Raw genomic sequence first — 21,019 nt, 5'->3', positions numbered from 1 at the left:
ATTTGGTATGGTTTTCCGGGATGGTGGCAACACGAACGGAAGCTTGCTTTTTAATAAACTAATCAATAAATATTTTAAAAACATGAAAACGAAAATTGCGTTAAAAAATGTATGTGGTATTATTGTTTTAATGGCTTTTTCTGCTTGTAGTGAAACAAGCTTGGAGGGGGCATGGGTGGAACCTATACCTGGGATGGAAAATACAACACAAGGCATTAAATTAGAGCGTGGTGGTAAAGCTTCTTCGATTAATATGGCAACCCTTCAATATGAAACTTGGGAAAAGAAAGGGGATAAATTAGTTTTGACCGGTAAAAGTATAGGAAATCATCAAACCTTGTCTTTCAGAGATACGTTGATGATTGAGAAACTAACGAATGATAAGTTAGTCTTGAAACAAAAAAACGGAAGTGTTCACAACTATCAAAAACAAAAATAAAAAACCAGAGCCCCTAACATATTTTGTTGGGGGCACATTTGCTTCGTATGGTATGTTTAAAATATCTCCACAAAACAAACAAAAGAACCGCCAATAGTCCCATAAATCCCCATTTATAAGAATAAACCGAGCGTTCTTTCGATACCGTCTGCGTGCTATTATTAAGTCGTTCAATTTCCTCCGCATATTCATAAACTAACATTTGTAAACTATCGCATGACGCCGTTACAAAAAGCGTATCGTGCAAAAAACGGATGGAGGCTGTAGCTTGGCCGTCTTTTTGCATATAAACAGCTTTTTCCGGTAATTCCCGCAATTCGGTGGAAGGAATAGCTAAACAGGCATGGCTTTCCGGAACGGTAGCAGCGCGAATAGATAAGGTTTCTTTCTGTTTTATGTCTTCGGAACGGCTTGTTTCTATGCTTTTTGATGAAGAACAAGAGATAAATGAGAAAAAAATAAGAAGTAAAAAATTGTATTTCATGCTATTGGAATTTCTGTTGAATTTTAACATATTTATTCTCTGTTGTAGAACATTACTTATATCCTTTGATTATTAAAAAAAAGAGCCTACCTTTACAATATTAAAAAATTTAAATATTTGGTCATCATTAGTTGACTAATCTTTTGAATTCTTTAATTTTTTCATAGTTAAGGTTTTAGTATGGCTCACCGTGAGGCGAGCCATATTTTTTACTTATATAACACCCGTCCCCGATTAAACCCTTCTCGGAAAGAAAGATGCAGGAAACATTTCCTGCGGTAGACAATTGCTTGGTCGAAAGCAAGGCCGGAAGCCAGCAACACAGACAGCAGATGTTCAGGGCCTTCAGCCGTGTAACAGTCGGCAGCTTCCCCTTTTGTGTGCTGGGAAGACGGGACACCTCCGACAAGTAAATTAACATCGGGGCTGCGATAACCGCTGGTAATCGCTATCGGAGCATTCAGGCAGTCGCGAAGCGGTTGTAAAAGGTTTACGACGAGTGATTTCAGTGCGACTGTTTCCCGATAGCCGGGCACATTGTTGAGCGCATGCTCGATTGCAGTGCGGCTGTAAGTAAATTCCTCAAGCGAGAAGTTGTTAGTTATTTTCATGATTGTTTTAACGATTGTTTTTATATTTGTAATCCACTCCGAAAAGAGCACCGGAAAAAGTGCAAGTTTCACCGAAAGCAACCAACACAGACGGATGGATTTCGCCGGCTGGAGGGAAGAAAAAGCCAGAAAAGAGCAGTGCCAACCCTGCAAAGGTCAGCACTGTTGCAATGAATAATTGTAATTTCAATGTAAATACTTGTATTACGGTTCACCTAAATACTGGAAAATTAAAGACACCTGAAGCGGAGTAAGTAATTTTTGTCCGTTACGATAACCAGCTTCGATTAAAGCTTGGTTTAATTTGTCATTGTAATTAATCCAGCGCTTTAACTGAACGCCAGCCGAGGCTTGGGTATTGTGCGGAAAATACATCGCGCAAATTTCCTTCATAGAATAAGTAGTAGCTTTCATTATTACAAAGTTAACGAATTAAACGGAGATTAACAACTTTTCGGCCTATAGAATATCCGGATTTTCATCGCCTCCGGTGTTGTCTCCTTCCGGTTTGGCGGGGTCTTTCTTTTCGGCAGAAACAAAATTGACAATAGAACCCAGATTTTTCAACGCACTGCCCGGTGAAAAGAGAACACGCGCTTTCTTGATGTCCGAACGCGTAAACGCATCTTTGGTTTCGCTGCCCGTGCTGGACATGGAAAGGCGGAAATTTCCAAGCTCGCCGACTTGAATGATGCGACCCGCTTTGAGTGCCATGGCTACTACGCAATTCAGGTTGTCCAGAATTGACTTTACATCGGCCGAGGACATGGCAGAACGCATTTCGATTAATTCGCACAACTCGTCGATATACATGTAACCATTGTAACTCGGGATTGCGTAAACCTTTTCTTTGGCTGCTCCGCCCTTCAAGTCGGAGACTTTTCTAATGACTAATTTATACCCTTGTGACATTCAATGAATAATTTAATAATAAGTGATTAATTTGATTGACAATGCAAAGTTACGCCAGCCTGAAAAGTCACAGTTGGGTTTTGTTGGCTTTTGTATACGTCTATTCGCATAATTAAGGAAACAGCATGCAGCGCGTATAAAATATCCAAAGGATAAAATAAACATAGCATCGGTTGTGGTTATTAATGCTAATAGTCTTGCGTCGTTTGTTTAAGTAAGAGAGGAGGAGCACACTTCCATCGCGGAATAAGATAAAAAAAGAACTGTGATATTTCCCATACTCTATGATTTCCTGAAAACTAAAACGTATCTCATTCTTGCAATCCTGCCCGATAATAACTCCATTCTCCACATAATGTATTGAATGGAAAGCCGCAAAAGCCCTTAATTCCCACATCAAGTCCGAAATGTACAGGCTGTCAGCCGCTGTACCTTTACTGTATTTGTATTTAAGGTCACTGTAATTAAACTTTGTCTGCATATTGCTGTTTTTTTTAGCGTATGATAAAAACAACGTCTATTCATCACGAACCGGCGTTGCCACACTTAACCGAAATGTACATCCGGTATCTTTCAAACCTTTTTATAGTGTTTATTAAAAGAGGCGGCAGGACACAAAAAAAGGCGTGAAACTGCCGCCACATTATCCTGGTTCAGGCATATCCCGTGCCCACATACGGATAATAGACAACAGCTCACGCCATATCATAAAATACACTCCGTGTATATATACAATCGACGTGAGCATTTTGTTGCTATCATCTCGGTATGCAAAAAGACTTGGGATAATTTGAACCACGAGATAATATCGTAAAATGCTTATTTTGACACATCGCACCGGATTGTCGCTACAACCCTTAATTGGCAATGATGTAACAAAGATATACATATTTTGCGAGAAACAAGAATAAGAAAATTTTTATTTCATTCGAATGTATTTTTTTTTCTTTCGAAAGAAAATTGAAATCCATCCGAAAGAATTTTAAAATCCATCCGAATAGTATAATCTTTACATGTTGTATTATATTGTTATAAAACATGTATATACATTATTATATAGAAAGATTAATCATTTATGTACTTTTGTGTAATTAATAGTTAAGTGTTTGTAAAAATATATTTGTAATTGAAATATATTTGTTTATTATGAACATTTTAATGACCTTTGTATATCGATATGACTAAAACATGATGTAGCTACATTGTTTTTCTAAATAAATTTACAAACAGGACTTTATTAGTCCATATATACATCTATTAATTATGTTAAATGATAAAAGTAAAAGTACCGAAATCGCAACATCAATGACAAATGGCCTTACCACCTTAAAGTCTAATGCAGAAAGCAGTCTTGCTGTGATTAAAACCGGAAAACGTATGATTGAATCAATCGGACGCGAAGGAATGAACGAAGTGTTGGCCGACCAAGTACGTGCCTACATCAGCTATTGCAATGGAGAAATGCAGCGGCTTCACAACCTCCGCAAGCCATTCACCACCCGCCTGACGGAAATCCAGAAACAGTTTGTCAAACTTGAAAAAGACATCGACCCGAATGTGTCCGGAAGCCCGGCATTCGAAGCCTCATCCTTGCTGCGTGGCTATTTGCATAAACAGATAGACGACGCGATGGCAGCCGAGCAGCGTCTTGTTAAAAACCGTCAGGCTACAGAAAACCGCCTTCGCAAACGAGACGACATCGACGAAACCCGGCTGGAAACCCTTCTTCAGCGTGCGGACAACCGCCTGCTGAAAGGACAATCTGAAATTAGACTGGCCGAAGTGCCGGTAGACCTTATTCCTGTTGTAACCGAGCCGGAAGGATACATTGATTTACTGCGCTATTGGTGGCAAGAAATCGGCCGCAACCTGCCTGATAGCGACCTTGAACGCATTTTCCGTCCGGCTATTTCATTCGCAAAAAAGCAAGCAAAAAAAGGAAACAAAGTGGAAAGTATTTACGTAGAATATCGTCCCGAACCGAAAATTGCCGCATAATTTTTATCAAACCAATATTTACCCTCTAATAATTTAATAATGAACGAAATTACAAAATCATTTGAGTTGATTTCCATCAAAAACAATCACCTTAAAACGCGTTATGAAGAAAACGTTTTCGCAACAAACGATACGCATGTTATCACTTATGAGAACACTGCACCGATACATCCGGATTTATTTAATTCCATGCAACGTCTAACCACGCATGTTGCCGCGATAACAGGTATGATGATTTTCGACGACAATATACGCGTTGGCGGTTTCCAGCGACAAAACATCGGTGATGCGCAGTTGGTAACCATATACGCCTACATTATTTTATCGGCCGCAAACCGAAAGAAAGCAGAAGACACCGAACCGAAGACAACCGGAAATATGGCCGTACGTCTTTACATCGGCCGCGATGAATACCCGGATATAGACCTCCTGCTTGAAGACCTCTCGCAGTGCGAACGCGAAGCTAACCTGTACATTTCGCAAGGCAAATCCTTCGCGCAGGAAAAATCAATAAAATTGGACAACGAAGATATGAACCTTTTAAACCCGGCAGCTTGACATGAAAAACACAAAACATGAAAAACACGTTTTACCCCCTCCAAGCCTGAAAACATTGCATTTGAACGGTTTGTTGTTGGGTGACCAAGCAGCCGAATGCCTTTATCATCTAATTGCAGGCGAACGGGGTTCACGCAATTATGTCTTCTCTAAATTCAATGAATACGGCTATTTCTACGAACCGTTTATCCGTCGCTGGATAGTGTTCGACAACCGCGCGGGTGACTGTTACGTGGAAGTCTGCGACACGGACAAGCAAGCGGCCAAAATACTTGAAGATGGCGAACAGCTACTCGCCGCTTAGCGCGTTGGTTAAAAAACATACGGGGTACGAAGTGGTAGCAGAATACCGCTTCCACCCCTCGCGCGAATGGCGTTTCGACTTTGCAATACCTGCGCAGCGCGTAGCGATAGAAATGGAAGGAGGCGTCTTCAACGGAGGCCGCCACATCCGTCCAGACGGTTTCTTTAGAGACATGGAAAAATACAACGAAGCCGCGGCATGCGGCTGGCTGCTCATCCGGGTTGTTCCTTCCGAACTGCTCACTCTCAAAACTTTACAACTAATTGTCCGGGCCTGTAAACGAACCGGAAACCTATAAATCGTTATCATTATGGCACGTCCTATAAAGAAAGGGCTGGATTATTTCCCTTTCGATACTAATTTTTTTAGCAATATACGTGTGCTTCGCCTGATGAATTGCTATGGGGCAGAAGGAATAAACACGTACATCGCCCTCCTCTGCGATATTTACAGGGGAGACGGTTATTTTTTGAAAATTTCCGATGATTATTTCTTTATCCTTTCCAAGCAAATAGAGATAAAAGAAGAAGTTATTAAAATGATTATTCAAAAGTGCGTCGAACTGGGATTGTTTGACGAGAACCTTTATCAGACATTAGGAATACTGACGTCCAAAAGTGTGCAGAAACGGTATTTAGCGGTCACAAAACGCTCTGCAAATCCGATTATACCGGAATTCAACTGCATTAATGGTGAAAATATTGGAGTTATTGCATCAAAAACCCCTGTTTCTGCAACAGAAATGCGACAAACAAAAGAAAACAAAACAAAAGAAAAGGAAACAAAACAAAACTCTCTCACTTCGTTCATTCCTGTCTGTGTGCGCGGGAAATGGCCAGAATGGAAAGATGAACTTTTAGGAGATGAAGATTGGCGTGCGGCGGCAACACGCCAGTCGGGGGGAGGATTGGAGTTCAACAATTGTCTTCCTTCGCTATTGGATGAGTTTTGCGATTATCTTGTTTCCAGCTCGGAAGAAGACAGTGTCGAAACAAAGAAAGATTTCGCACGCCGCTTTCATTACTGGTGGCAATATCATAAGATAAAAAAAATTTCCGCCCGCGCAGAACCATCGACAAAGCTTTCGCGGATTGAAGAAATAAATAGAGTTGGCGATGCATCGCTGGAAATAGCAAGAAAACTATTAAAATGTGCATAGAGTCGCGTTTGGCGTTGGCTTTGCAAGCGGAGCGGGTGTGTAATCTTCCGGGCGAAACGTTGTTGGTACGCACATCTGCTCTGCTCCGTCAAGTGTATATTCTCTGCGGTTTCCGTATGCCTGATGCGAAAGATTTCGGTATTTTCACGGCTAAATTGGCCTCAGACCTTTTTGAGTCTTTTTCCTTCTTGACTCTGGAAGAAATAAGACTCTGTTTTGAATGGGGTGCAAAAGGCGAATATGGCGAGTTTATGGGATTGAACCTTCGCACACTGACACACTGGCTGAAAACGTACAAGACGAGCGACATCCGCTATCGTGCCGTCGTCAGCCTTGAGAAACAACGGGCGAAGACCGCCTTACCACCTGTCAGCGAGGCGTATAAGGAAGAGCGCGAACGTGTCTTTTTGCAACAGATATTCGAGCAATATCGCAACGGTTACCCGCTGGAACGGCTTTACCCGTCACGCGTCTATCTTTCGCTTCAAAAACGAGGCATTCTTCGCAACACTCCTGCCGAGAAACACCATGCAATGCAGGTCTGTGCCGGCTGGCGTCCGGCCAGCAACTTAAAGATGGACGAGGATACACGGCAAACAATCGTCAAACAGCAGGCCATGGCATGGTTGCTGAAAGGCTTCTTTGACGGGTTGATTAAGGAAGGGAGAGGGCTAAGCGCCGGGTGATGTCTTCCATTTTGCCTTTTTCAATACGATAGAGACGCTGATTTGTCTCTGCCGATTTCAATCCGCCCAGATGTTCGACGTAGGGACCTAATTTGATATAATTAAAAAAGTTCAAAACGATATCCGGAGGAAGTTCGGGCTTGCCTGAGTACCAGCCGACTTTTACCGGAGCAATGGATTGACGGTACAGGTATTCTGCCAAATGCTCTATTTCGGCAGGCGACGCATCTCCTCCCATGAAACAGATACAGGTGATGGCCTTTCCGTACTTCCGCAGAAGCAGGGAAAGACTTTCTTCTGTCAATGGTTCGCCGACATCTTCCATCAGATGCGGACTGTGGCAACCTTTACAACGGTTCGGACAGTTGGATAGGTTGACTGCCAATGTTATCTCGTCCGGTATTTCTTGGAAGACGATGTCATAATCAGCGTATCGAAGCATAATATCTGTGAGCGGCCTCCACTTGCCGGGGTTGTGAGAAATTACTGATACGTTTCATATAACCAATCACGCGGGTCAGATAGTCTATGTTCCGGCTGTGACAGACGGGACATTCTTGCAAATATCGTTTGTCTATATGGTTGCAGTCGTTGCATACGGTGTTGGGGATATTGAAGGTGAAATAATTGCAACCTTCCGTCGCGGCGACACGAAGCAACTGGCGGTATTGTGCCTGGTTCAGGTGTTCTTCCAGATTCATGTGCAAGGCTGAACCGCCGGTCAGATGCTCGATATAGCGCCGGCCGTGGAGACGGAATTTGTCGATGACGTTCAAGGAGGTGTCTTCCACGATATAGAAATAGCTGTTGTAGCATTCGCGGAATGTCTGGAAACCGGCTTCTTTATCCCATTTGGCATGTTTCACGCCAACGTTCTCGGCCGGTATCATTTCGCAGTTGAACAGTATTTCCTTGCTGCGGTATTTCTTGTTATACTTTTCTATCATGCCGAGTATTTCCTGGACAAAGGCTTCGTATTTGGGGTTGTCGTTGATGTCGATTCCCATGAATTGAGCGGCTTCCACCAAGCCGTTGACTCCGATGGTCAGATACTGGCGGTCCATATTGATGTAGCCGGCATCGAACAGGGGAAGCATGCCTTTGGCGTGCAACTGTTTCAGGTTCTCATTGTAAGCCAGTTGTACTTTGTGAACCAAATCGATGACTTCTTCCAAGAAGAAAGGATAAAGCAGACCTGATTTTACGGCGTGCTGGATACAGCGGTTCAGGTTGATTGTCAGTACGCTCTTGGAACCGGTAGATACGCCGCCGGCTCCAAGTGTGTAGCTGAAACCGTTGTCTTGTATCTCGTTGCGCAGGCGGCAACAGCTACTCAGTGAGTCGGCATTGTCGCTCATGTAGGTGAAGAAGGAGTGGCCTTCGGCATACATTTCGGCTGTGAAGTCACCATATTCCTTGTCGAGGACATCGCCGTCTTTTGTCAGAAGTGCCATTGTCTCGACCGGGAATGTGAGGACGTTGCGGGTTCGTTCCTTATTGAACCATTTCATGAAACGCTTTTGCAGCCAGTTGAGAGAGTCCCAGTCGGGCTTGCTTCCGTCGGGGAATACAAAGTGCTCGAAAAGGCTGTTGAAATAATATTTGTCGTAATAAGCCACATTCCAGAAAACGGCTTGGAAGTTTCTGGCTCCGGTGGGCTGGTTGATGGAATAAACAATCTGTTCGAAACAATCGGTAATCATTTTATCTATCGTGCGATGCTTATTGGACAGGTCGACCTCTTTGCCGGCATATTTATAATATTCTTTCCCGTATTCCAGTCCGATGAAATAGTTCATATACATCAGGAATTCCGGTGTAGCGCATGCGCCGCTCAGCATGCTTGAAACGATAAATACCATGTTGATGAAACCTCCGCAGAAGGATTTCAGGTTGGTGGGAGCGGTGGAGTTGCCGCCTACGGCCACCGTCCCTCCTATCAGCCAGGGATACATGGTGATGCTGGCGCAATAGTTGGCGAGGTTTGTCTCGTCGTTTTTATAAATGAAATGATGGTTTAGCAGTTCCAGATAACGGTCGGAGACTTCCTTGCCGTACATATCCTTCAACCGGTCGGTCAGCAGACGGCGGTTCAAACGGATAAAGTTCGATTTCGGCAATTCACCGATAAGCGTGGCGATATTCTTGTTTTCCACATTGGCGTTCGCATCATACTTGCTTCCTGTGGCCGGATTGGCGGCATCGCAATAATCCAGCAAGAAACGGAGCTTATCCCTTACTTCCCGGTCTTCCAGATGTTTCTGGCGATACAACATGTACGACTTGGCCACGGCGTAATAATGCTCCGCCATCAGAGCTATTTCTACTTGGTTCTGAATGTCTTCCACGCTTGTCCCGTCATTGATACTGATACGGCTGAGGATGTTTGTTATTACTTCCTGCGTTGCGAAACTCCCTACTGATAAAAATGCTTTCGATATTGCATTTTTGATTTTGTCAAGAGAAAATACTTCTTTCTTCCCGTCTCTCTTGATGATAAATATTTCTGTATTAATCATACTTATATTTTAAGATTTAACGATTATCGTTCAAGTACAGTCCGGAAGCTGATGCGCGTAGGTGAGTAATAAAATGGATCTTATAAAGGATTCATTCCACTGCTTTTCGCCCGAAAGCTCTGGATCATGTATGATTGATACGGCAGGTCTTCTGACTTGTTTCAGTTGCAACACCTTCCCGGCTTTTTAAACCAGTGGCAAATAGATTGTTACAACATTCTCCCATTATAAGGAGTAAAACTTACAGCTACGGGGATAGTCCCTGATTTTCACAGGATTCCCTTTTAATTCTTCCTCACGGCTGGCGTGATTCGGAAACCAGTATCGGCAACAAAGGTAAACATTAAATTGAGCTTACAAAGAAGAGAACAGAAAAAATAGTAGTGATTTAAAACAAGAAACTCCAGCGAAGTGATTTCACCGGAGTTTCGTATTTAAAAATGGATTTGTATCTGAATTATTTGTACGGTTCGCCTTTTATTGCAGCAATACCCGGAAGAACTTTGCCTTCGATAGCTTCCAGCAAAGCACCACCACCTGTTGAAACGTAGGATACACCGCTTGCCAGACCGAACTTGTTTACACAAGCAACGGAGTCGCCGCCACCTACTAATGAGAATGCTCCGTTCTTGGTAGCTTCTACGATAGCTTCGCCTACTGCACGGGAGCCGTCTGTGAAGTTTTCGAATTCGAATACTCCGGTAGGACCGTTCCAAAGGATAGTCTTCGATTTTTTGATAACGTCGGCATAGATTTCGATAGTTTTCGGACCTATGTCGAGACCTTCCCAATCGTCAGGTATTTTGTCTACGTCTGCATAAGCTGTTTTGGCATCGTTGCTGAAATCGTCGGCGATTTTAGCGTCTACTGCCAATACCAGGTTGACACCTTTTTCTTTTGCTTTCTTCATCAGGTCGAGGGCCAAATCCAGTTTGTCTTCTTCGCAGATTGATTTACCGATTTTGCCGCCCATGGCTTTTGTGAAAGTGTAGGTCATACCACCTGTGATAATCAGGTTGTCTACTTTGTTCAACAGGTTTTCGATGATTTCAATTTTGGAAGAAACTTTAGAACCACCCATGATAGCAGTAAACGGACGTGTAATGTCGTTCATTACTTTTTCAACGGCTTTTACTTCTTTTTCCATCAGGTAACCGAACATCTTGTGGTCGGCGTCGAAATAATCAGCGATAAGAGCTGTGGAAGCGTGCGCACGGTGAGCTGTACCGAATGCGTCGTTTACATAGCAATCGGCATAGGAAGCCAATCTTTTTGTAAACTCTTTCTGGCTTTCTTTCACTGCTTTCTTGGCAGCTTTCTTTTCTTCGTCGGTTGCATCTTCAGCCAAACCTCTGGGTTTGCCTTCTTCTTCTGCATAGAAACGAAGGTTTTCAAGTAATAAAGCTTCACCCGGTTGGAGAGCGGCAGCTTTGACACCGGCTTCTTCACCGATGCAGTCGTTGGCGAACTGAACGTCTACACCCAACAGTTCGGAAACATGTTTCAGGATGTGTTTCAGTGAATATTTATCCGTAACGCCTTTCGGACGTCCCAGGTGAGAACCGATAATGACACTGCCACCGTCAGCTAAAATCTTTTTCAGAGTAGGAAGGGCGGCACGGATACGAGTGTCGTCTGTGATGTTGAAATTTTCGTCCAATGGAACGTTAAAGTCAACTCTAACAAATGCCTTTTTGCCGGCAAAATTGAAATTGTCAATTGATTGCATAACTCTTATATTTAAGTTTTGTAGTAAAATATCACGCTTAGCGCTCGCAAACTTACACAAAAATATTTTATTTCAATGTTACATTTAAGTAATAATTCAGTTGAAAATCCACATTCAGAGATTGTTTGTGCGAAGTTCTTTTATATTCGGGTGCATGTAATATCTTAGTTGCGCATACTGTAATAATTTTTTTTTAAAACTTTTAATAGACAGTAATAGAGTCTGTCTTTATATTTGCAATCTGCTATTGATAATCATTTTTGTATAAAAATTTTTATAACAATGCAAACAAGAAAACTTAATCTACTAATTGTACTCCTATTTGTATTATTGCCTTTGAGTACGCGCGCCAACGGTGCAGAGAAAAACATGATGTTGTACACTCCCTACACGAAAATTACTGTTCCACCGGGAGAATCTATTAGTTACAGTATTGATGTCATCAATAATTGTGACGAAGTGAAAAACGCTACTATTTCCGTTGAAGGAATGCCTCGGGGATGGAAATACGAAGTAAAGGCCGGTGGCTGGACTCTAAATCAGTTGTCTGTATTACCGGGAGAAAAGAAGACTTTTACCATGACAGTGGAAGTGCCGATGAAAGTAAACAAGGGAACTTATCATTTCACGGTTGCTGCTTCCGGCTTGGCGGAGTTGCCGCTTACGGTAACTGTTTCCGAACAGGGTACTTACCAGACCGATTTTACTACCAAGCAGCCGAATATGCAAGGCAATTCGAAATCGACTTTTAACTTTAATGCGACATTGAAAAACCAGACAGGCGACCAGCAATTATATGCTCTTATGGCAACTGCCCCGCGTGGCTGGAATGTTATTTTTCGGGTTGGGGGCAAGCAGGCGACTTCTGCTCAGGTAGAAGCGAATGCCACGGAAAATATTAGTATTGATATAACACCGCCGGCCAATGTTAAAGCCGGAAGCTATAAAATTCCTGTTCATGTGACGACCAGTTCGACTTCAGCCGATTTGGAACTGGAAGTGGTGGTGACCGGTTCGTATGAAATGGAGTTAACCACTCCTCAAGGACTTTTGAGTTCGGAAATCACGGCCGGCGAAACGAAGCGTATAGATTTAATTGTACGAAATGACGGTTCGGCGGAATTGAATGATATATCCTTATCGGCCAATAAGCCTGTAGACTGGGAAGTTTCCTTTGAACCTTCTAAAATAGAAAAATTGCCGGCCGGTAGTTCTGTAAATGTAAATGCGACGATTAAAGCTTCGAAAAAAGCACTTCCCGGCGATTATGTAACAAAAATGACGGCGAAGACACCGGAAGTAAATCAAACGGTTGAATTTCGTGTCATGGTTCGTACCCCGATGATTTACGGATGGTTGGGGATTTTAATTATAGTCGTTGTGTTGGGTGGTGTTTATTACCTGTTCCGTAAATATGGAAGGAGGTAAGCCATGTGTCAGCATGTGATTGAGCTTGCAGGTTTGACGAAAAAGTATGGTGATTTTACGGCTGTAGATAATTTAAACCTAAATATCCGTCAAGGAGAAATCTTCGGATTGTTGGGACCGAATGGTGCCGGAAAGTCAACAACCATACTGATGATGTTGGGATTGACGGAACCTACATCCGGCTCGGTGAAAGTTTGTGGTGTCAACTCCACGACCCAGCCGATAGAGGTAAAACGAAAAGTCGGATATTTACCTGAAGATGTCGGTTTTTATGATGATATGACCGGTATCGAAAACTTGGTATATACAGCGGCTTTAAACGGTATTCCGAAGAAAGAAGCACGAGAAAAAGCAGAGCAATTGCTTGCCCGTGTCGGTCTATCCGGACAAGGGGAAAAGAAGGCCGGTAAGTATTCGCGTGGTATGCGTCAGCGTTTGGGGCTGGCTGATGTCCTGATTAAAAATCCGGAGGTTATTATCCTGGATGAACCGACTTCCGGAATCGACCCGGCCGGTGTCCGGGAATTTATGGAATTGATTATGCAGTTGAGCCGGGAAGAGGGGCTGACTGTTTTATTCTCTTCCCATCATTTGAATCAGGTGCAACAGGTGTGCGACCGCGTTGGATTGTTCGGAGGCGGTAAACTTTTGGCGGAAATCGAACTTACGGATTTGCATAAAGTGGAGCATGGACTCGACAATATTTATAATCAGTATTTTGGAGGAGGAAAGGGCGTATGAACAAATTAAGTAATACCAATCATCCTTTTTGGGTTATAGTGAATAAGGAAATTGCCGATTGTGTAAGAAGTTGGCGTTTCATCATCTTGATTTTTATTATAGCCTTGACCTGTATGGGCTCTTTGTATACTGCTCTGACGAATATTGCGGCTTCGATTAAGCCCAATGACCCGGATGGTTCGTTTCTCTTCTTGAAACTTTTTACGGTATCTGATGGAACTTTGCCTTCTTTTGTGGTATTTATCAGTTTCTTAGGACCGTTATTAGGTATTTCATTAGGGTTTGATGCTATTAATTCGGAACAGAATAAGGGGACGCTAAGTCGAATTCTGTCCCAGCCGATACATCGGGACTATCTGATTAATGCTAAGTTTGTGGCTGCTTTGATAGTTATTGGTGCTATGCTGTTTGTATTGGGTTTTCTGGTGATGGGGTTTGGATTGATTGCAATAGGGATACCACCGACTGCGGAGGAGTTTATGCGTATTATCTTTTTCCTTGTGGTGAGTCTTTTTTATGTTGCATTTTGGTTGAACTTATCAATATTTTTCTCGATACGGTTTAAGCAAGCGGCGACATCTGCGTTGGCTTGTATCGCTATCTGGTTGTTTTTTAGCGTCTTTTATAATATGATTATTAATTTGGTTGGAAAGGCGTTAAGTCCTGCGGGCATGGCTTCCGAATATCAGATAATCAGTTATCAGCGGTTTATGTTGAATTTATTGCGTTTTGCACCGAGTGAGCTGTTTAATGAAGCAACGATGACATTGCTAATGCCGTCGGTACGGAGTCTTGGCCCGTTGACAATGGAGCAAGTGCATGGTGCAATACCCAGCCCTCTTCCTTTAGGCCAAAGTCTTTTGGTTGTATGGCCGCAACTAACGGGATTAATTGCAGCTACTGTCATTTGTTTTGCTTTATCCTATGTCTCTTTTATGAGAAAGGAAGTTCGGTCAAGATAAAAGATTGAACGACATAAGAAGTTTGGGGCTTTGTCTGTTATTATTCGGACAAAGCCCTGATTCTTATTCTATCAATTTAAAACGCATCCGGAGTCGTCCTTCTGTATAATCGTAAGTAAGCATCTTGAAATGGCCTATTTCTGAAGTGTTACTGACATGTGTGCCGATACAGGCACAGGCATCGTAATTGCCAATGCGTACGATACGAAGCATATCGCTGGCATCATCCGGAAGCTTACTAAGGTCTACGATTGCTCCGGCTTCGGTTTTCGGGATAAATTCGATGGTAACTGGCAAATGCTGGTCGATTATTTCGTTTACCCGGCGTTCCACTTCAGCCATCATTTCTGCGGAAGGTTCTTCCTGCAACAGATAGTCACATTTACTCTTCTTTCTTTCTATATGAGCATTTTTCGAACGCGGACAACCGAACATACGAACCATTGTTTGATTTAAAATATGTTCTACTGTGTGCATGGGAGGATACTCCTGCTTGTTGTGTTCGTTCAATTGGATTTCTAGTCCCATATTAATTATTTTGATGGATTAAATTATATTGTAGACATTATAAATTAAACTCTTTTTTCAGCAGGCTGTACACATTGATATCTGTATATTGGCCTGAAACCAGTAATTCGCCGTCGCGCTCGATTCCCTCCTTGAGAAATCCTAACCGTTGCGGTATTGCATTGCTATCTTGATTGTTTACAGCACAACGTATTTGAATACGATTAAAATCTTTTTCTTCAAACGCAAGATGACAAAGAAAACGAACCGCTTCCGTTATAACCCCTTTGCCCCGGTGGGCAGGGAGCAGCCAATAGCCTATTTCAGTACGGTGATTATTCAGGTCTGAGAAATGAAAGCCAATCAGACCGCAAACTTCCGTATTATTATTAATAATGAAAACCAAATCTCGTTCTTTGTAAGGCACTTCCTGTACAGATTTCAAGAAGATTTGTTCGTCTTTTACATTCTTCAAATTGTCTACAAAGGGTAACCAAGTTCGCAAATCATCGCGATTGGAGTCGATGGCTTTGTAAATAGCTTCGGCATCTTCGAAAATGGCTTCGCGGATAGTATAACCGGAAATAGGTAATACGTTGGAATGGGGTAAGATACATTTCTCGAAAGCCTTCCGTTCTTTATTTCCTCTGTAAAGGACTTTGCCGCTATATTTGAAACCGAGAGAAGCTATCAGATGAAGCATATACTTATTATCGTAGTTTGTGTCTATCCGGAAATTGTAAATGCCTTTGCTCCGACTTAGTTCTTCAGCTTGTTGCATAAAAAGACGGGCTATGCCTTGGTGTTTCATATCGTCGGTGACAGCCAGACGATGTACGATGACATAAGGCAGGCTATTTCTCCATTTCCCATCAATCTCTTCATAAGCGGGTTCGCCGTCAAATGAGATTACCCCGTATGCTATTATTCTTTTCTTCAGACAGAGTACATATCCGTTTTGGGCTTTAATATCTCCCCGGATGTCCTCGACACTTGGGTAATATTCATCCCATTGCTTACTTTTTAGCAAGAACATTTGAGATTTTGCTTGTAAAATAATCTCCCAGATATGTTTAATGTCGCCTGATTTGGCTTTGCGGAAATTCAAGCTCTGGGTTTGTATCGCTGTGTTCATAATTTTATTCTTTTTTCGATTTCCAAAGATAACTGTAAATTTGGTTCATTCCGAAATCTTGAGGATTTAAAATATTAATATGTATATTTGCCCCCCAGTAACATTAAATAATTATCATTATGTCAGTTGCAAAGAGGGATTTAGAGGATAATAGAAAGGTGACGACACATCGTCTGTTGGAAATGAAACAACGTGGGGAGAAAATATCCATGTTGACCGCTTACGATTATTCGATGGCTCGGCTTATTGACCAGGCAGGTATGGATGTTATTTTGGTAGGCGATTCGGCTTCCAATGTCATGGCTGGTAATGTCACGACTTTGCCAATCACTTTGGAACAGATGATTTATCATGGTAAATCAGTGATGAAAGCTGTCAAAAGGGCGCTTGTTGTAGTAGACTTGCCTTTTGGTACTTACCAGGGAAACTCAAAAGAGGCGTTGTCATCTGCCATTCGCGTAATGAAGGAAACGCATGCCGATTGCATCAAGTTGGAAGGTGGTTCCGAAATTCGGGAGTCGGTTGAACGCATATTGTGCGCCGGTATTCCTATAATGGGACATTTGGGGCTGACACCTCAGTCTATCAACAAGTTCGGAACTTATACCGTTCGTGCCAAAGAAGAAGCGGAGGCGAAGAAACTTATCGAAGATGCCCATTTGCTGGAAGATATAGGCTGTTTTGCGATTGTGCTTGAAAAAATACCTGCTAAACTTGCAGCCCAAGTCGCTTCCGAATTGACTATTCCTATTATTGGTATCGGAGCTGGCGGTGGTGTGGACGGACAGGTACTCGTTATGCACGATATGTTGGGTATCAATCAGGGTTTTTCTCCTCGTTTTTTACGTCGTTATGCCAATATCGGTGAAGAAATTACTCGTGCTGTGCAGGCTTATGTCGAGGATGTAAAGACCAGTGATTTCCCGAACGAGAAAGAACAATATTAGTATTATAGAATTAATTGAATATGCCAATTTACCGATGGAAGGCTTTTTCCTATGGTAAGTTGGCGTATTTTATTTTGAGACATTTCCTCTATAAATGGGGAAAATAAGAATGAATATGCTTATTCATGCCGGAATATCAGTTCGTTATTCCGACATCCTCCCATTTGCCGTTTATTAGTTCCCGGGTGGTTTTGAAGCCTGTTTGTTTCAACAATTCGAATGCTTCTGTGCGTCCGTCGTTTACCAAGTCCGGATAATGGCAGTCGGAATTGACCATTACGGGGATGTTTAGCTCACGCAAGCGGCTCAGGTAGTTGATATGCGGATAAATTTGTTGTTTCTTTAGTAAATTCTTCGTGTTCACTTCAACCATCAATCCTTTTTCCGCAATCAGTTCCAGACAGTCGTTTAAGGGCTTCCGATACCAGTCCGCATCAAGGGAGAAACCTTCGCATTTATGTCCGTTCATATATATTTTGTCCATGTGGCCTACTATATCGATGCCGCCGGCTTCAATCATTTTCAACGTGGAAGAGAAGTAATGGGCAACCAGCTTGCGGATATCGGCTCCGTAATATTTCTCCACAGAATCTTTATAATCGCTGAAGGAACCATCGATACAGACCATATTTTCTTCTTCCAGAGGCAGTGCAATGGGCAGAAAATGGATGGAACCGATGCGGTAATCGAGCGGCAGTTCGCGGAAATAGGGGATAGAGGCATTGTAGGTTTCATCCAGATAATCGATTTCCAGCCCGACGTATATTTCCAGTTGTCCGGCATATTTCTTTTTCAGGCGTTCTATTTCCATCAGATATTCCGGCATATCGTCTTTGGACATGTTCCAGAATGTCTCGAAGGGCAGGGGAGAATGGGATGAAAACCCATATGCGCGAAAGCTATGGGAAACCGCGAATTTAATAAAGTCTTCGGGAGTGCTTCGTCCGTCGCAAAAGGTACAATGGCTATGATAGTTGCTAAGTTGCATATCGCTTGTCGTTTTGTGATGGCACAAAGATAGGGAAAAGTAATAGATTTTGTTCTTCTCCCAAATAAACTCTTCGAAAAATATGTTGTCGGATAACAAGCAAAACGGGCATCCGGTTAATTCGTTAATTTTAAAATTGTATAAGAATGGGGCGGGAAACTGTAAGTCATGTTTGCCGCTCCTTGCAGAGGATGTTTTACCGGAATTATTTTGCGCGGTTGTCCGGGTGTATTCCGGTCGTCCAAATTTCCGGACAGGGTGATTGCTTCTGCTTGTCCGGAAACTTTGCATCCTTTTATTTCAATCTTGGCAGGAACAGTTTGCCGGTGAATATTGGCGACATGGAGAACCAATGTTTTCCCGTCTTCGCTTTTGGTAGCCGTCACATCCAGGTTGTCGCTCGAATGGCTGCTGATGAGCAGGGGAAGATGATTTTCGGAAGCCATTTGCTGGGCGTAATAGGGAGGCATTCCCCAGACTTGCGTCGGGGTAAAGAAAACTTGTCCCTGGTCCCAACCGTTATCATTTTGCAGATAAGGTTGCAGTGCGTTGGCGGCACAGGAAGTCAACACGAAGTTTCCGCAACGGCGTACTGCGTTTTGCAAGGTCACGTGTCCCAATGCCCGTTGCATGTTATGCAGGTTTCCATTCTCTTCGAATATGGCGCACTTCATTTGTGTATCCGGGTTCCATTGTTGGAATAACGCCTGCATCTTTTTCAGTTCTTTTTCAACAAGGAGGCCGGAATTGGTGTCGTCTGCCCACGGATGATAATCCCAGTAGGCTGCTTTCCCGTTTAACGCCTTAAATACAGTTTCCATATTCGGAGAATCAGGTCTCCACCAAGCCGAGTTAATTACTTTGACGGAAGCGTCTTTGCGGTGGATGGCGTCATATAAAAGGTTGAAACGTTCGATATAATGCCTGTATCCTGCCGCATCGTCCGCTTGAATAACTTCTTCGTTCCCGATTTCGATATATTCGACGGCATATGGGGCAGGATGCCCGTTTTCCGCCCGCTTTCTTCCCCATTCCGAGGTGACAGGTCCGTTCAGGTATTCCACCATGTCGGAAATATCTTCCGGCGTTTCTTCTATGTTGACGGCGAAGGCGGCTTTGAAACCGGCGACTTCGCAGAATTGCAGGAATTCTTCTATCCCGAAACCGTTTGTGGAGTAGGGATTCCAGTGTCCGCGGTAAGGAGGTCGCTTGTCCGGGTCGCCAATCATTTTCTTGAATCGATATTCGGGGGCATTCACCATCGTACCTCCATAGCGCAGGAAGGTCAATCCCTGTCTTTGCATGGCTGTTCCGATGTCATTACGGAATGGTAGGCCGTGAAACTGTTTGTCGCCGGTACTCATCAATACCACTTGGTCAATCCATATCCGGCCCGGTTGATTGATGTAAATAGCTAATCGGGCTTTCGGGTCTGTATCGTTAGCCGTTAAGGTAAACGGATATTTTGTCCATTCTCCGGTGATAGATGGAATAGTTTGTTTGGCATATTCACGCGTTCCGTCCGCATTTTGCAAGGCTACAGTTACCGGACCTTTGAAATCAGCGCCTTTCAGATACAGCCGTCCCTGGAATGTCTCATCTGTTGAAATCGCTATTCCCCAATGGTTCAGGCTGCTGTTGGCGATGCCTGCGGTTCCTTCTTCCGTCAACATTTGGATGCTTTGCGAATAGTCTCCGTTGTATGCCTCTTGGTTGTCATGGACGAACTTGACTTTCGAGTCGGCAGTTTGAATGGCATCCCAATGCCGGCTGATTGAGAGCTTTTCTGTACCGTTCCACTCCACCGGTTGTTTCTTTCCATCTTTTTCAATACATAGATTCCGGAACTCGACATCACTGTTCCAAGTTCTTAAAGATACTTTCCCTTCGACTATGGGAGTTTCTTTATCCTCATAAACGAATAAACGCTTGTTGTTCAGAAATACTTCGATTTGCTTGTCTTTCATTGAGACTTTCAGCTTATTCCAAGTTCCGGGCGAACATTTTACAGGAACTTCTTTCAGAGGTTGCCAGTTGTGAAGATGCTTTCCGAATACGACTTTCGAACCGTCGGCAGCCAGGCTGATTTCGTAGCCGTCGAAGTTGTCGGCCCCTTTTCCGGGATTGCCTACACGAACCAGCAGGCCTGCATTGTCTCCGGCCTTTCCACTGAACCGGAGTTCTGTCTCCACAGAGCCGTCTTTCATTATCGTCCCTTCGTATACTAATTTAGCACCCGGATGAGCGTTTACCAGGAGCCTGTCTTTTTGCTTCTTCCAAAGACCTTCATACGGCGTGTGGTTTTCGAAAACAAATCCTCCATCCGGTTCTTCGAAACTTTCGCCGAAAACCTTCTGGTCGTATAAGCCTCCGTATATTTCGTGATTGACGTCTTCGATGCAAGCTCCGTACAGGAAAGAGGGAATCCGGTTCTCTATTTTGGACGCATCTATTGTTATAGAACCTTCCTGTGCATACAATCCTTCCGGCATTCCGGCCCATAAGCTGCCACCAAGCAGGGCAAGCAGTTTCCATTTGTTTATTTTCATGGTACAATGATTGTTTACTGCAAATATAAGTGATTTCTTTAGAACTTGATACGACAATGGATGTAAAGTGCCCGGCGTTATTCTTGCTTTGTCGCCGTTAAGTAAAAGGGGAAGAAGATTGGCGGATTTGATTTAACCCAGTCAACCTGACTTATATATAAGACGGATAGTAGTCAACGATTTTCGTTAACATACACAACGATAATCGTTAACATACAAGAAGTTCCAGTGCCAATAGGGTGACACTGCAATGCCAATAAGGTGGCACTGTAGTGTCATGCCGATGGCACTGGAGTGCCACAGGCATGGCATTACCAACGACAAAGGGCACGCTATCCGTCAGACAGCGTGCCCTCTTTTTAT

24 protein-coding genes and 1 riboswitch are annotated in these 21,019 nt (G+C 43.2%); of the genes, 11 read left to right on the top strand and 13 right to left on the bottom strand.

Annotation, left to right across the window (positions count from 1 at the left end):
* Positions 1-82 precede the first annotated feature (82 nt).
* Positions 83-439 carry a lipocalin family protein gene (locus tag DW103_RS10540; RefSeq protein WP_122275946.1) on the top strand — a complete coding sequence of 119 codons (357 nt, stop codon included), beginning with the start codon at positions 83-85 and terminating at the stop codon, positions 437-439.
* 13 nt (positions 440-452) lie between these two features.
* Here the strand turns inward: DW103_RS10540 and DW103_RS10535 are convergent, their stop codons facing one another.
* From DW103_RS10535 to DW103_RS10510, 6 genes are all read right to left on the bottom strand, one after another.
* Positions 453-923, bottom strand: coding sequence for a hypothetical protein (locus DW103_RS10535; protein WP_147381202.1), 471 nt, complete (start codon positions 921-923; stop codon positions 453-455).
* 209 nt (positions 924-1,132) lie between these two features.
* On the bottom strand, positions 1,133-1,534 hold the full coding sequence (locus DW103_RS10530; protein WP_122275880.1) for a D-Ala-D-Ala carboxypeptidase family metallohydrolase: 402 nt from the start codon (positions 1,532-1,534) through the stop codon (positions 1,133-1,135).
* A 7-nt stretch (positions 1,535-1,541) separates the two neighbouring features.
* Positions 1,542-1,724, bottom strand: a complete 183-nt coding sequence (locus DW103_RS10525; protein ID WP_370453477.1) for a hypothetical protein — start codon at positions 1,722-1,724, stop codon at positions 1,542-1,544.
* Between the two features lie 14 nt (positions 1,725-1,738).
* The gene (locus DW103_RS10520; RefSeq protein WP_199653004.1) at positions 1,739-1,948 is read right to left on the bottom strand and encodes a DUF4248 domain-containing protein; all 210 of its coding nucleotides are present in this window, start codon (positions 1,946-1,948) and stop codon (positions 1,739-1,741) included.
* 45 nt (positions 1,949-1,993) lie between these two features.
* The gene (locus DW103_RS10515) at positions 1,994-2,446 is read right to left on the bottom strand and encodes an HU family DNA-binding protein (protein ID WP_122275876.1); all 453 of its coding nucleotides are present in this window, start codon (positions 2,444-2,446) and stop codon (positions 1,994-1,996) included.
* A gap of 112 nt (positions 2,447-2,558) precedes the next feature.
* Positions 2,559-2,927 (bottom strand): hypothetical protein, encoded by a 369-nt coding sequence (locus tag DW103_RS10510; protein ID WP_122275874.1) that lies wholly within the window; start codon positions 2,925-2,927, stop codon positions 2,559-2,561.
* A 782-nt stretch (positions 2,928-3,709) separates the two neighbouring features.
* On the opposite strand from DW103_RS10510, the gene DW103_RS10500 reads away from it, so the two are divergent.
* The 6 genes from DW103_RS10500 to DW103_RS10475 are packed head-to-tail and all read left to right on the top strand — an operon-like array spanning position 3,710 to position 7,151.
* Positions 3,710-4,444: a hypothetical protein gene (locus tag DW103_RS10500; RefSeq protein WP_122275870.1), complete on the top strand. Its 735-nt coding sequence runs from the start codon at positions 3,710-3,712 to the stop codon at positions 4,442-4,444.
* A 39-nt stretch (positions 4,445-4,483) separates the two neighbouring features.
* Positions 4,484-5,002 (top strand): hypothetical protein, encoded by a 519-nt coding sequence (locus DW103_RS10495; RefSeq protein WP_122275868.1) that lies wholly within the window; start codon positions 4,484-4,486, stop codon positions 5,000-5,002.
* 1 nt (position 5,003) lies between these two features.
* Entirely contained in the window at positions 5,004-5,306 is a 303-nt protein-coding gene (locus DW103_RS10490; RefSeq protein WP_122275866.1) for a hypothetical protein, read from the top strand.
* A complete protein-coding gene (locus tag DW103_RS18460; protein ID WP_233545667.1) occupies positions 5,281-5,604 on the top strand; it encodes a hypothetical protein in 324 nt (107 codons plus the stop codon). Before DW103_RS10490 ends, DW103_RS18460 begins: the two co-directional genes overlap by 26 nt.
* 12 nt (positions 5,605-5,616) lie before the next feature.
* Entirely contained in the window at positions 5,617-6,465 is an 849-nt protein-coding gene (locus tag DW103_RS10480; RefSeq protein ID WP_122275864.1) for a DUF4373 domain-containing protein, read from the top strand.
* Entirely contained in the window at positions 6,456-7,151 is a 696-nt protein-coding gene (locus tag DW103_RS10475; RefSeq protein ID WP_122275862.1) for a hypothetical protein, read from the top strand. Before DW103_RS10480 ends, DW103_RS10475 begins: the two co-directional genes overlap by 10 nt.
* Here the strand turns inward: DW103_RS10475 and nrdG are convergent.
* The 3 genes from nrdG to pgk form a co-directional block, all read right to left on the bottom strand.
* Positions 7,120-7,593 (bottom strand): anaerobic ribonucleoside-triphosphate reductase activating protein, encoded by a 474-nt coding sequence (gene nrdG / locus DW103_RS10470; protein WP_122275860.1) that lies wholly within the window; start codon positions 7,591-7,593, stop codon positions 7,120-7,122. The two genes, DW103_RS10475 and nrdG, sit on opposite strands and share 32 nt — an antisense overlap.
* A complete protein-coding gene (gene nrdD, locus DW103_RS10465; protein ID WP_122275858.1) occupies positions 7,577-9,670 on the bottom strand; it encodes an anaerobic ribonucleoside-triphosphate reductase in 2,094 nt (697 codons plus the stop codon). The genes nrdG and nrdD overlap by 17 nt, the downstream gene beginning before the upstream one ends.
* A gap of 123 nt (positions 9,671-9,793) precedes the next feature.
* Positions 9,794-10,008: riboswitch (cobalamin riboswitch) on the bottom strand.
* Between the two features lie 119 nt (positions 10,009-10,127).
* Complete coding sequence (pgk, locus tag DW103_RS10460) at positions 10,128-11,399, bottom strand: phosphoglycerate kinase (RefSeq protein WP_122275856.1); 1,272 nt, start codon at positions 11,397-11,399, stop codon at positions 10,128-10,130.
* Between the two features lie 276 nt (positions 11,400-11,675).
* On the opposite strand from pgk, the gene DW103_RS10455 reads away from it, so the two are divergent.
* From DW103_RS10455 to DW103_RS10445, 3 genes are read left to right on the top strand one after another with little or no spacing between them, the layout of a single operon-like run.
* A complete protein-coding gene (locus DW103_RS10455; RefSeq protein ID WP_199653006.1) occupies positions 11,676-12,827 on the top strand; it encodes an NEW3 domain-containing protein in 1,152 nt (383 codons plus the stop codon).
* Between the two features lie 3 nt (positions 12,828-12,830).
* On the top strand, positions 12,831-13,568 hold the full coding sequence (locus tag DW103_RS10450) for an ABC transporter ATP-binding protein (protein WP_122275852.1): 738 nt from the start codon (positions 12,831-12,833) through the stop codon (positions 13,566-13,568).
* A complete protein-coding gene (locus tag DW103_RS10445; RefSeq protein WP_122275850.1) occupies positions 13,565-14,530 on the top strand; it encodes an ABC transporter permease in 966 nt (321 codons plus the stop codon). The genes DW103_RS10450 and DW103_RS10445 overlap by 4 nt, the downstream gene beginning before the upstream one ends.
* Before the next feature lie 63 nt (positions 14,531-14,593).
* On the opposite strand, the gene DW103_RS10440 is transcribed toward DW103_RS10445, so the two are convergent.
* Complete coding sequence (locus DW103_RS10440) at positions 14,594-15,058, bottom strand: hypothetical protein (protein WP_122275848.1); 465 nt, start codon at positions 15,056-15,058, stop codon at positions 14,594-14,596.
* A gap of 37 nt (positions 15,059-15,095) precedes the next feature.
* Positions 15,096-16,172 (bottom strand): GNAT family N-acetyltransferase, encoded by a 1,077-nt coding sequence (locus DW103_RS10435; protein WP_122275846.1) that lies wholly within the window; start codon positions 16,170-16,172, stop codon positions 15,096-15,098.
* Positions 16,173-16,291: 119 nt separating this feature from the next.
* Here DW103_RS10435 and panB point away from each other — a divergent pair, with 119 nt between their 5' ends.
* Positions 16,292-17,119: a 3-methyl-2-oxobutanoate hydroxymethyltransferase gene (panB, locus tag DW103_RS10430; protein WP_122275844.1), complete on the top strand. Its 828-nt coding sequence runs from the start codon at positions 16,292-16,294 to the stop codon at positions 17,117-17,119.
* A gap of 136 nt (positions 17,120-17,255) precedes the next feature.
* On the opposite strand, the gene DW103_RS10425 is transcribed toward panB, so the two are convergent.
* Positions 17,256-18,107 carry a histidinol-phosphatase gene (locus DW103_RS10425; RefSeq protein ID WP_122275842.1) on the bottom strand — a complete coding sequence of 284 codons (852 nt, stop codon included), beginning with the start codon at positions 18,105-18,107 and terminating at the stop codon, positions 17,256-17,258.
* 116 nt (positions 18,108-18,223) lie between these two features.
* Positions 18,224-20,656, bottom strand: coding sequence for a family 16 glycoside hydrolase (locus DW103_RS10420; RefSeq protein ID WP_122275840.1), 2,433 nt, complete (start codon positions 20,654-20,656; stop codon positions 18,224-18,226).
* Positions 20,657-21,019 lie beyond the last annotated feature (363 nt).

Source organism: Parabacteroides sp. AM08-6 (genome assembly GCF_003473295.1).
In the GTDB taxonomy this organism is placed as follows: domain Bacteria; phylum Bacteroidota; class Bacteroidia; order Bacteroidales; family Tannerellaceae; genus Parabacteroides.
Note: the sequence above shows the minus strand (reverse complement) of the source record. Positions and strands in the feature narration are given on the sequence as shown.